This window comes from Mucilaginibacter sp. A3364, assembly GCF_059690715.1.
Genome location: NZ_JCAWED010000002.1, coordinates 630,499 through 643,096, shown reverse-complemented (window position 1 = coordinate 643,096; position 12,598 = coordinate 630,499). Strand labels below are relative to the sequence as shown.

Sequence of the window (12,598 nt, the reverse complement as noted above, 5' to 3'; positions counted from 1 at the left end):
TTGATAGGAATTACAGTTTTGCTGGTTATGTTGATCCTGTTTTGGTTCAGCATACCGGGCACGCTGCTTAGCAAGCCCACCAGTTTTGTTATTGACGATGATAAAGGCGAACTGCTGGGTGCGTCCATAGCCGCTGACGGGCAATGGCGTTTCCCCTATAACCCTAACGTGCCCGAGAAGTTCAAGCGGTGCATCATAGCCTTCGAGGATAAACGTTTCGAGCACCATCCCGGCGTTGATGCGCTGGCCTTTGGCCGGGCCATCCGGCAAAACCTGAGCGCCGGCCGGGTAACCAGCGGAGGTAGCACCATTACGATGCAGGTTATCCGCCTGGCCAGCAAACACAAACGAACCTTTGCCAATAAACTATTGGAAATGGTAATGGCCCTGCGCCTGGAACTCACCTACAGTAAGAAGGAAATACTTGCTCTTTACGCCAGCAACGCCCCTTTCGGTAGTAATGTGGTGGGGATTGACGCGGCCTCCTGGCGATACTTCGGCCGCAGCGCGGATAAGCTTTCCTGGGGCGAAATGGCGGCCATGGCGGTACTGCCTAATTCGCCATCGCTGGTCCACCCGGGTAAAAATCGGAACGTGCTGCTCCGTAAGCGCAACCAGCTGCTGGATAAACTCGCCCAACAAAAAGTTATAGACCCTGGCACCGCCCAACTGGCCAAGCTGGAACCCATGCCGGATAAACCGGTACCGCTACCCCAATTGGCCCCGCACCTGCTCGAGCGTTTCAAAGCTGATTATAAAGCAGGCAAAATGGAAGGCACCACCCGCATCACCACCACCCTACACTTGGAACTACAGCAGCAGGTTACCGATATTATTGACCGCCATAACGGCATCCTGCGGGCAAATCATATCAACAATATTGCCGCTGTTGTGCTGGATGTGCAAACCGGCGCCGCGCTTGCCTACGCGGGTAATGTTTTCCATCCCGAGGATAGCCAGCTGGAAAGCCATGTGGATGTGATAGGCGCGCCCCGCAGTCCGGGCAGTACGCTCAAACCGCTGCTGTATGCCACTATGCTGCACGATGGCTACCTGTTGCCCAATACGCTGATGCCGGATATCCCCACCCAGATAGCAGGCTATAACCCGCAAAATTTTGACCTGGGTTATGATGGCGCGGTCCCGGCTTCTATGGCGCTGGCGCGATCGCTAAACGTGCCGGCGGTTAAAATGCTGCAGAAGTACAAGTACGAACGCTTTTACGATTTCCTGAAAAAGATGGGCGTTACCACCTACAAACAACCTGCCGACTACTACGGCCTGTCCCTCATCCTGGGCGGCTGCGAGAACACCCTTTGGGAAACCGCCGGCATGTACGCCGATATGGCCCGCGTGCTGAATAACCACAGCACCTACAAGGGCCAATATAACCCTGCCGACTACCATCACCCCATCTACACCAAAGCCGATAACCCCAAACCCGAACTGGAAAAAGCCGGGCTGCTGGATGCGGGTTCTATTTACTATACCCTCCAGGCTATGGAAGAGGTGATGCGCCCCGGCGAGGAAATGCTATGGCAGCAATTTGGCTCCACCCAGCGCATTGCCTGGAAAACCGGCACCAGCTTTGGCTTCCGGGATGGTTGGGCAATTGGGGTTACGCCGCGTTACGTGGTGGGGGTTTGGGTGGGCAATACCAATGGCGAGGGCCGCACCGGGCTTACCGGCATCAATACCGCTGCGCCGGCCATGTTCGAGATATTTAGGCTGCTGCCGGTTACGCGGGGATGGTTTGACATGCCTACCGACGAGATGGTCCGGGTAAAAGTTTGTCACCAAAGCGGCTACCGGGCGGGCGAATACTGCACCGATGCCGACGCGCTATGGATACCCACCGCCGGCCTGCGCTCGCCGGTGTGCCCTTACCACCAGCTGGTACACCTGGATGCCACCGAACAATACCAGGTAAACAGCGACTGCACCCCGCCCGATCGCATCGTGAACAAAAGCTGGTTTATACTGCCCCCGGCTATGGAATACTATTACAAAACCAAAAACTACCAATACAAGATCCTGCCGCCTTACAAGGACGGCTGCGCCCCAACCGAACGCGTTACCCCCATGGAAGTGATCTACCCGAAAGACGGCGCCAAAGTTTACATCCCGCTGGAAATTGACGGCAGCCGCGGGCGCATGATCTGTAACGTGGCCCACCGGGAGGCAGGGGCCAAGATCTTCTGGAGCCTGGACAATAACTTCGTGGGCACTACCCGGGGCTTTCACCAAATGGCGCTGGCGCCACCGCCCGGCAACCATTTGCTTACGCTGGTGGATGGTAAAGGAAATACTACACAATTGCGGTTTACCGTGCTGGATAAGGACAAGGAATAGAGGCGCAGTGTAGCGCCGTATGCGTAGCACGCTACACTGCTACACCTGGTGTAGCGCGCTACAGCGTTCATTTTTAGACAGTTGATTTTTTTGGTGGCGGTGTTTTGTCAGTAGTTCAAAATTCCATGTAAACGTTAGTCGCGTGAAGTAAAAATTCCGCAACTCTTACACCCCGCTAAAAGCAGAAAACCCACCATCAATGGCTATCACCGTCCCGGTTACAAATTTTGATTGGTCGCTAAGCAGCCAAAGCAGCGCACCGCTAAGCTCTTCGGGTTCGCCAAAACGTTTGTAGGGGGTGTTTTGTATTACCAGACCGCCGCGTTGGGTGTAGCTGCCATCGGTATTGGTAAGCAGAGTGCGGTTTTGTTCGGTCACAAAAAAGCCGGGGGCAATAGCGTTCATGCGCAGCTTATCGCCATAGCGGTTGGCCAGCTCTACCGCAAACCAACGGGTATAACAATCAATGGCCGCTTTGCCCAAACTATAGCCCATTACTTTGGTAATAGCTTGCTGCGAACTCATGGACGAAATATTTACGATACTTCCGCCCCCCGCGTTGGCAATAGCTTTACCAAACACCTGCGTAGGGATAACCGTTCCCCACAGGTTTAGGTTCATTACATTTTGCATGCCTGCAATGTTCAGCTCAAAAATATCGGCCTCTGGTTGTAGCACCCCCTCGGGCATATTGCCGCCGGCGCCATTTACTAATCCGTCAATACGGCCGTAGTGGTTTTGAATATTGCTTAAGGCGTTTTCAATACTGCTTTGGTCAAGCACATCGGCCTTAATGGCTATAGCGCTGCCGCCGTGTGTACAAATAGCGTGCGCCCTTTGTTCGGCAACCTGCAGGTTCCGGCCCAGTATCACCACACTGCCGCCTGCCTGGCTTATGGCATTCACAAACGATTCGCCCAGCACGCCCGTGCCACCGGTCACTACAATTACTTTATCCTTTAACTCCATTAAATTACACGTTTGTTTTTTTGCCCGATGATGATTCACGAATGATCAACCGGGGTTTAATAGATACGGTTTTGGGGATGGCTTCCTGGTTTTTATCCTGCAGGGCCTGCAGCATCATTTGTGCAGCGTTGGCACCAATTTCCTGCGGATACTGCTCAACCGATGTTAAAGCCGGTGTGGTATGTTCGCCAAAAACATCATTACCATAACCTACCACACCCACCTCGGCCGGCGATTGGATGCCCCGCTCTTTTAACAAAGCCAGCACGCCCAGCGCCAGCACATCACCGGCGCAAAATACCGCGTCGGGCGAGTTAGGGCCGTCAAACAGTTTTTTGGCGGCCTCGTAAGCTTCCTGTTGGTTATTAATGTTTTGCACCACCAGGCCGGCCTCAAACACTTTACCTTTTAAAGCTAAAGCCTGCCGGTAACCGTTAAAGCGGTTTTTATATACATAAATATGTTCAGGGCCGTTCAGTAATGCTATCCGGCCGTAACCGCCATCAAATAAATGATCAACTACTTCGGCAGCGGTTTTTACATCGTCGTTAACTACGCTGTTTACGGCTATGTTTTCATCTATCCTGTCAAACATCAACAAGGGTATGCTATTGGCTTTCGCCAGGTGCAGGTGCTCGGCAGAAACGGTTTCGTTGGATAGCGAGATGATGATGCCCGATACCTGGCTGGCTATCAGCGTGCGCATATTGCTTACCTCTTTTTCATAATGTTCGGTTGATTGGCAGATGATGAGATTATAGCCCGAAGGATAGATCACCTTTTCGATACCATATACACAGTTTGACATAAAGTTACTATTGATCTTAGGGATGATCACACCTATAGAACTGCCGCTGCCGCTGCGCAAATTAGCCGCCGTTTTGTTGGGCGAATAGTTAAGCTGCTGTACCGCGTTAAGTACCAGTTTGCGTGTTTTAGCGCTGATGGTGGGGTGGTTTTGCAAGGCGCGCGACACGGTTGACGGCGCCACGCCCAGGTGCCGGGCTACATCAATAATAGTTGCTTTCTTTTCCATCGTTACAACAAACCTACAAAAAATTAAACCAGTTACGCAAATTTTTAAACAAACGTTTGTTTTTTATAAATAGCTGGATAGTTTCAAATTAAACTGAAATATTATTTGCTTTTACGCAATCGTTTGTTTTACATTTGGTGTTGCATTGCCCCACCGGGCCACTTAACCCATTTATACAACCCTGTCATGGAAAAAGCTATATCACGTAAAGGATTTTTAAAAACCGGTGCCACAGCTTTAGCATCGGTACTGGCGGCACCGCAATTGCTGGCTCAAAGTACGAGGCACGCCGACAGCGATGGCGAGGAGTATTTTGCCAACTATACCGGCACGCGCCGTGGCTCGTGGGTGCAAACGGGCAAAATGCAGGCGGGCGATGTGGCCCTGCATAATTGCCAGGTGGTGATAGATAGCGCCGAGGGTTCGATAGTGCAAAAGGCGGGTCGCGTTTTGGCGGGTGATATTCAAAAGATAAGCAATGCTGATGTTTTGGTGCGGGGCACAGTGGATGGCAGCAAAACAAACATCAGGTTAGTCACTTTAGGTAGTCCGCATATCCCGCCAGGTATTGATACCGCTAAACTTAAAGGCCAATGGGAAGCTTACCAAATCATTACTGCGGATAATACCGTTTGGCTGATAGGTGCCGAAGCCCGTGGGACGGCGTATGCAGCTTACACCCTGAGCGAACGCCTGGGTATTGACCCTTTATACATGTGGACCAATTACCGCCCCATTCAAAACGAGCAGCTGGTGCTAAAGAAAACGGCACATTTTACCCCTTCGCCTAAATTTAAATACCGCGGCTTTTTTCATGATGATGAAGATATTTTGCCACGCCCTTTTAACGTGATAGACCTCCCTATCTGGACCGGCGATGTAGCCACCGTTTGGTACGAGCGTTTTTTTGAAACCGCCCTACGCCTGCGCATGAACATGGTGGCCCCATACACCCGTGTGCACCGCCGTTACGAGATACAAAAAATGGCCAGCGATTGGGGCCTTTATTATACCTCGCACCATTATGATATTCTGTTGTCCAACCCTTTCGGTTTTGAAAATTTTAAACTGGCGGAAGCGCGCGGCGTAACCCCACAATGGAACTGGTTTGAGAACAAGGGCAATATGGTAAAATACTGGAAGGCCGGTGTGGACGAGAATAAAGCGCTTGACGCGATATGGCCGGTTGGCCTGCGTGCGACGGATGACCACCAATACGAATTCCCGAAAGATACCCCTGAAACCAAACAGATAGCCGTTTTTAACGAAGCCATTAACACGCAGGTGCAACTGGTAAAAAGCATTGTGCCGAAGGATAAACAACCGCTGTTCCACTTTACGCTGTATACAGAAATGCTGGATAAATACAACCGTAATAAAGCGGCTTTTAACCTGCCGGATGATGTAATTATTATATGGCCCGATGATAACGACGGCCACATGCGCGACCTGCCCAAAGAGCAAGGAAAGCATAAACACGGCGTTTACTATCACCTGGCCTATATGGGTCCGCAGCGGATAACCAAGCAAATTACGCATGTGGTGTCGCCGGCCAAAATCGCGGGCGAATTTAAGTCGATCATTAATTCGGGCGCTACCGAATATGTGCTGACCAATGTTTCTGAACTGCGCGAATTTATTATGGAGGCTCGCCTGCTGGCTGAAATTACCTGGGGCGATAGCGGCCTGATGGAAACCCAAAACCCGGCCGATGCCTTCATCAACTGGTGGGCGCGCGAGTATTTTGACAGCGCGGCGGATGTTGCCAAAATTTACCAAAGCTATTACCAGTACTTCAACGCATCAGACACCCTTTGGCGCGGTGCCGACCTGGTGCAGGAAATATTGCGCCTGCTACTGGATAAGCTAAAAGGTAAAGACGTTCCGCTGGTTAGCGAACAACGCCTGGCAGAATTCCGCACCCGCGAAAAACAGTTTGCAACGCTTTATCAGCAAATACAAAAAGCAGCTAAAGGCATGAATCAGCAGCAGCAACAATACTTGCACGAGCAGGTTACGCTGGGCCTGCTGGTAGACTGGCGACCAACCCAGGCCGCCCTGCAGCTGGCCGAAGCGCTGAAGAAAACCAGCAAAGCCGACATTATGGCCCGGGTACGCCTGGCCTTGGATCCGCTCGTGACCTACGAGGCCGAGATACTAAAAGCCGAGCGCCCTCCATTTGAGAAATGGTACCGCGAAACCTGGTGCCGCCGCGAGTTCTCGCCCAATAACCTGCACCGCTCGTACCGGCAGGTAAGTGAGTTTTATTATTCGGATGGGATGGCGTTTACGCAGGGTAAGTAACAGGATAACTATACATATGTTGAAATGCGTTACCAAGTCGCTTTGGTGGGCCCTTCACGTACCGGGCCTCCGGGCCAAGAGCGGGGCAAACGATGTGCGTGAAGGGCCTACCGAAGCGGCTAAGCAAGTGAAGAGTCCCGATAGCTGTCAGGAGCTTCGTTCCTCGCAGTTGACGCATACATAAATTTGCCTAATCACCTCACCACTGCTACCCACCCCGCCATCACCACCCCATTCTTCAAATCAATTTTATAGTAATAAGTGCCGGTGGCCGGTAGCTTGCCGTTAACCCGCCCATCCCAGGGTTTGGGATAGCCTACAGCTCGAAAAATTTCGGTGCCGTAGCGGTTAAATACCTGGGTAAGTGATGTGGGGTAGCCGTCCAGTCCAATGATGGTCCAAAGGTCGTTCACGCCATCGGCATTAGGGCTAAAGGTATTAGGTATGCTTACTTTGTTGTACACTTTTATGGCTACCTCGTCGGTGCTTTCGGTGGCACAGGGGCTAAGCGGCAGGGTGTGCAGGGTGTACGTGATATCAGCCGGTGGCGTAGCTATAGGATTTAGGGTTGTTGGGTCATTCAAATAATCGGCAGGCGTCCAATAGTAGCCGGCTGCATTACTTACCTTGCCGTTAAGTATTATTGGTTTTTCCTTTACGGTTGCTTTATCGGGGCCGGCATTGGCGGTTGGGGCCTGGTTTACAGTTACGGTGGTGCTTGCTTCATCGGTACAGCCGGCGGTGTTAAATACTTTTACGGTGTAGGTAGTGGTTGCCGTAGGCGAGGCGATGGGATTGGCTATTTTAGGGTCTGACAAACCCGTAGCAGGCAGCCATTCGTAGGCCACGCCTCCGCCGACGTTTAAGGTAGTTTGGCCGCCTTTGCATATCGTCGCGTTAGCACTTACTACCGCTGTTGGTTTTGCGTTTATTACTACGTTTATTTTAGCGCTGGTGGTGCAGCCGTTAAGGGTTACGGCAACATAATAAGTGCCCGCATTGGCTTGGGTAAGGTTATTTATCAGGGGTGATTTTTTGGCAGATGTAAACCCGTTTGGGCCCGTCCAGTAATAAGTGCCGCCGCCGGTTGCATCCAGCGTGAGGCTGCCGCCCTCGCATACGGGCGAGGAAACGCCTGGTGTTACCACCGGGTATTTATTAACGATGATGGTAGCCGCCGATGAGTAGCTTACACAGGTAGGTGAGTTGCGGTTTTCTGTGCGCCCGCTCATCAACCTGAACGAATATTGTCCGGCTACGCCTTTGATCAACCGGTAAATATAGTCACGACCGATAGCTCCCGGTATATCCACCCAGGTTATTGTACCCGGATTGCGCATTTGCCATTGGTAAAAGGGGTTGTCATAATACTCAAACATAATACTGCTCAGGTTAAATGTTTGGGTAGTGCCCTCGCACACATCTTCGCGGGTAACAATATCGGGCTTGCTAAAACTGGCCGTAATACGCGGACCGCAAACCTCCACGCGAATGCCTGTTATTGAAAAAACCTCATCGTTAACCGTAAGTGCAGGGTTTGCTATAATAGACAGGGTAACATCGCCCCCGGTAAGCGGTGTAGCAAATATATAGCCTATTTCGTCGCCGTTTAAGCCACTGGTTGGGGTGTACTGAACCTGCCGCTGTATGCCTTCGGTGGTTTCTACAACAAAAGTTACGCTGGCATTTGATGTCAGATCGCGAACCAGGTTATGCATGTAGGCGGTAAAGGCATATTGCGTGCCTGCGCATAAGGTGTGCAGCGTTTCGTGGTAAATGTATTTGGGGGTTGATGCCGCGTTAACAATAACCACCTGCCCGTTGCCTGCCGCGGTTACGGTTATCCAATTGGGGTTTAGGTTTGCGGTGCTTTTTTTTATGCTGAAGAAACCGTGTGTCGGCACCTCGTCGGTATAATTCATGTCGCTCGGTGTCGGCAACCCGTTGTAAAAATTATAATCGGCCACCGGCACCCCGTGCGAACCCAGGCATACCTGTGCCCGGGCGCTTAACATCGCCATAAAAAATAATACCGATAGCAGCGCGGCTTTTTTCATCGCCCTATTTCCAGCCGGGTAGTTTGTCTCGCGTAAGCACGTTGGCGCTGCCGTAAATGGCCTGTATTTGCGCGGCGGTATTGTCTTTGTAGGTCAGTTCGGCCCAGGTCATGAAGAAGGTCCATTTGGGTTGGGCCTGCAAAATGGCGGCGGTAGGCAGGGTACTGCATTCGCCAATAGCAATGGGTTTGCCGTTAGCCACGCTTACCATGGTATTGTATTTAGCGGTGCTGAAACCACTGCCATCGTAAATATCCAAAGCGGCAATATCCCAATAAGCATCGCCGGGGTTGTAGGTAATGGCATCGCTGGCCAGGGTGCCAAAATCCTGTATATCCCAAACCCATACCAGGTTGGTGAGCTTTTTGGTGTTCACCATGTAATCATGCATCTGCTGGTATAGTTTGAGCGTGCCGCCCGCACCAGGGCGGCCTCCCCACCAAAACTGGTCCTGGTTCATTTCGTGCAAGGGGCGCCAAAGTACTTCAATGTTTTTCTCTTTAAGCTGTTGCAGATATATGCAAACCTCGTTCATCATGGCGCGCCAGTTGGTGTTAATGCTGGTGCCGGGGGTGAGCAGATCGGCCCATTGCTGGTCGTTCAGTTTGCTTAGCACCCCGTTGGCATCCCAACCGCAGGGGCGGGATAGGCCCGGGTTACAGGCATGCCACATAATGTTAATTACGGCACCGTTGTTCCATTGCCGCACGGCCTCGTCTATCATCAGCTGCCGGTTGTTGATATTATCCTGCTGAAACAGAAAATCGCCGCTCCACAAAGCCGGGTATTTGCCCGTGGTGCGGAAGACAGAATCGGTCCACATGCCGGGCTTATTATTCGGCTCGCGGTTATGTATCCCCGACAGGGTTTTGCTACCGCTGATGCTTTTTAAATAGCTAAGCGATTTAAAATTAATGGTAGCCGGCGGCACCACCACCGGCGGTGTTACTACCTCGCCTCCTGTGGGGTTATTTGCCGCCGGTTTTTTGGAGCATGAGGCCAGTGCGACCATCAGCATCAGTAGGGTAAATGCGCGCGTCATTTTACTTCCCGGCAGGGCCAATAATATAAACCGCGTCCATACCGGCGGCCAAGTGCCCGTTAATTTTTTGCTGGCCTGCGGCAGATGCAAGCGTGGTAGCCGGGCTGTATTTGCCCGTTTCGCAATCAAAAATGGTCAAGCTGCTTTTAGCCTTATTAGCGCCAGCAAACTGTAAAGTAAAGTTTTGTGCCGATGCGCCTTTGTTGTAGGCATACACAAAAGTTTGCTCGCCACATTTTACGCCGTAGGTAACTACCGAAGTATCGGCACCGCTAACAGCCACCTGCTCAAACGAACCTCTGCCGGCAGCCAGCATTTTATCAGATATCTGGCGGATGCGGTTAAAATAAACATCGGTGCCACGGTTATCAAAGTATTCCCACCACCAGCTTAGCGGCAAAATAGGGGTTGGCGCAAACAGGCCGTACCACATACCGCGCTTAAAATCGCTGTCCATTTGCGGGGCAAAATCGTCGAAGTTTTTACTCCAGTCCCACTCATAGCTGTACTCGCCAATTACGTATGGTTTTTTATAATCGGCCTCGTAACGGATGATGGTTGCAGGCAGTGAAGCCGTGTTGCGGTAAACGTGTTTTTGGTTAAAATCAATGTTTTTAAGCGAGTTCATACCCCCGATATCGCGGTGCGAAATACTGGTGGTTACCAGGTGATGGTAGGGATCGATCTCTTTTAAATAAGTGCTCATTTCATCGTGCCACGCGGTGATAGAATCGGCACTGATAGGTTTAGGGCGATTGTTGAACTGTACATTATCCACCTCGTTAAAAAACTCCCAGGCACCAATGCTTGTGGCGTATCCCCAACGGGCCACAAAATAGCGCAGGCGGTTGCGGTAGCGTTCTTTTGATTTAGGATTAACAAAGAAATCGGCCGAATTGGGCGAGAAACCGCCATCGCGCAAGCCCGAAGCACCCTGTCCTAAAGTCAGCATTACATACAGCCCCAACGAATCAGAAAGCTCAACCATGCGGTCCATTTTTTTAATGGCGCTGGGGTTAAAATACTGGTCGGTTTCCTGGTAGCGTTTGCTGTTGAACCCGCGTTTCCAGTCGATAGGCAAGTTAAACGCCGATACCCAGGTGCGGAAGTAATTGCCCCCATGCGCAGCCAGCGAACGCAGCATATATTCATAATTATACTTAGGCTGCTCGTGCAGGGCTTTAAAATATTTAGAGTCGTCATTAGCGCGCGATTCCCAGCCAATGTTCTCGCCAATACCACGGAAGGGCTTGCCATTATCAAACTGAAACTCCCATTTGTTTTTGGCATGCAAAAAGCCGTTGGATGTAGATGCCGTAACCACAAAAGTAGCGGGTGCCGACTCATTTAAATTTGACCCAAACTTGCTGTATCGGAAAAAGTAGGTGTATTTACCCATTTCCTGCGGCGCGAAACGGGCTTTCCATAAACTTTCCTTGCCGCTTTCGCCGGTTTCGAAATAGCAGGGCAGCTCCAGTTTTTTGCCGGATGGCGAGGTGATGAACATATCCAGCGTAACATCCTGTTTCAGGTAGGGGTTATCCCAGGTGCCATTGATGAGGATCTCCCACTCGGCCTTGCGGTATTGGGTGGGCTTATCGGTTATAAGGGTAGCTTTTTTTATTTGGGCGATAGAAGTGTGTGCGGCCAAAAGGCACAACATTGCCATGCAAAATTTCTTCATTGTAAACGATGGTTTGTTTTAGGGTTATAATAACACCAAAGATATTGGCCGGAATGGCGCCGGTATTAATACTTTATTAACCAAAACATGTGTTTTAAATGCGGCAACAAATAAGTTACAATGTTGAGGCACAATAAAAAACATTGTTGTGAGTTTGCTTTGTATATAGTTTAATTTATACTATACATGTAGTACATACATATGTTACAAACAAAGTATACCAGTAGCGATATTTTTTGATCAAAATGGCCTAAAAAAGCGCTTTAATGAGCCTTTTTTATCCTTTTGTGATACTATTTTGCTGTTTTTATACTACCTATTTATTTAGTAGTTAATATTGTATTGCAGAGCCGATTAAGAGCTACCTAAACAAACCCGGATAACGCAATTACTAAGACAGGTTTTACTGGCAGAAATACGGTTCGACGAGCGCGACAGCAATTGCCTGCGCAACAAAATAATGAAATAACGGCCTTGGGAATTTTACGGGCCTTAAAGATACTTAGTCCCTAAGTGCATAAATTGGTTAAGTGGCTAGGCGGCTCCCAACCGCCTCCCACTTTATTTGAGACCATGATTTATGGGATTTTGGGATTAGCTTGAATTTTATTGTGGATACCTTGCGGCTGGCTTATCGCTTGTTAAGGCCCTGCACGTTGGATTGCGCGCGGTTAGGCCCTTCACGCACGCACCTTGCCCCGCTCCATAGCCGCGGAGGCGTTTTACTTTTTTGTCTTGATACAAAAAAGTAACAAAAAAAATCAAGCCAGGCTGATCGCTGCCACGACACAGGCCAGACACCCGGCCGCGCACCCTGGCAGGCCTTTACGCTCTTTTTTGACTCTCATTATTTCCGAGATCTCGGGTAGCACCGAAATCGTTGCCCGAGTGAGCTTCGGGCGAAGCGGGCAGAAGAAGGTGGGCCGTGCGGCGGGAAGGGCATAGCGTTGTTTGCCCATGCGCGCAAGGCAAAAGCGCGAGCGGGCAAATAATGCAGCCCGTGCTTCTGCCCGCTGTGCGATGTGGCCTTGCGCGCAGAAGCCTTTCGGCCAACTAGGCCTTTTTGGTTACTTTTGTGGCTATGACAAAAGTAACGGCCCCCGCGGCCAAGAGCGGGGCAAGGTACGTGCGTGAAGGGCTTAACAAAGCGACAT

General features: G+C 50.7%; 7 protein-coding genes. 2 read left to right on the top strand and 5 right to left on the bottom strand.

Features of this window, described 5'->3' with window-relative positions:
• The first annotated feature begins 27 nt into the window (after positions 1-27).
• Positions 28-2,352, top strand: a complete 2,325-nt coding sequence (gene pbpC / locus AC59JT_RS15140; protein WP_497400397.1) for a penicillin-binding protein 1C — start codon at positions 28-30, stop codon at positions 2,350-2,352.
• A 165-nt stretch (positions 2,353-2,517) separates the two neighbouring features.
• Here the strand turns inward: pbpC and AC59JT_RS15135 are convergent, their stop codons facing one another.
• Positions 2,518-3,321, bottom strand: a complete 804-nt coding sequence (locus AC59JT_RS15135) for an SDR family oxidoreductase (protein WP_497400395.1) — start codon at positions 3,319-3,321, stop codon at positions 2,518-2,520.
• A 4-nt stretch (positions 3,322-3,325) separates the two neighbouring features.
• Positions 3,326-4,357 carry a LacI family DNA-binding transcriptional regulator gene (locus AC59JT_RS15130; RefSeq protein WP_497400393.1) on the bottom strand — a complete coding sequence of 344 codons (1,032 nt, stop codon included), beginning with the start codon at positions 4,355-4,357 and terminating at the stop codon, positions 3,326-3,328.
• Between the two features lie 186 nt (positions 4,358-4,543).
• Here AC59JT_RS15130 and AC59JT_RS15125 point away from each other — a divergent pair, with 186 nt between their 5' ends.
• Complete coding sequence (locus AC59JT_RS15125) at positions 4,544-6,661, top strand: glycosyl hydrolase 115 family protein (protein ID WP_497400391.1); 2,118 nt, start codon at positions 4,544-4,546, stop codon at positions 6,659-6,661.
• A 194-nt stretch (positions 6,662-6,855) separates the two neighbouring features.
• On the opposite strand, the gene AC59JT_RS15120 is transcribed toward AC59JT_RS15125, so the two are convergent.
• The 3 genes from AC59JT_RS15120 to AC59JT_RS15110 are packed head-to-tail and all read right to left on the bottom strand — an operon-like array spanning position 6,856 to position 11,444.
• A complete protein-coding gene (locus AC59JT_RS15120; protein WP_497400389.1) occupies positions 6,856-8,718 on the bottom strand; it encodes a T9SS type B sorting domain-containing protein in 1,863 nt (620 codons plus the stop codon).
• 4 nt (positions 8,719-8,722) lie between these two features.
• A complete protein-coding gene (locus AC59JT_RS15115; protein WP_497400387.1) occupies positions 8,723-9,760 on the bottom strand; it encodes a glycoside hydrolase family 26 protein in 1,038 nt (345 codons plus the stop codon).
• A gap of 1 nt (position 9,761) precedes the next feature.
• A complete protein-coding gene (locus AC59JT_RS15110; RefSeq protein WP_497400385.1) occupies positions 9,762-11,444 on the bottom strand; it encodes a DUF5060 domain-containing protein in 1,683 nt (560 codons plus the stop codon).
• Positions 11,445-12,598 lie beyond the last annotated feature (1,154 nt).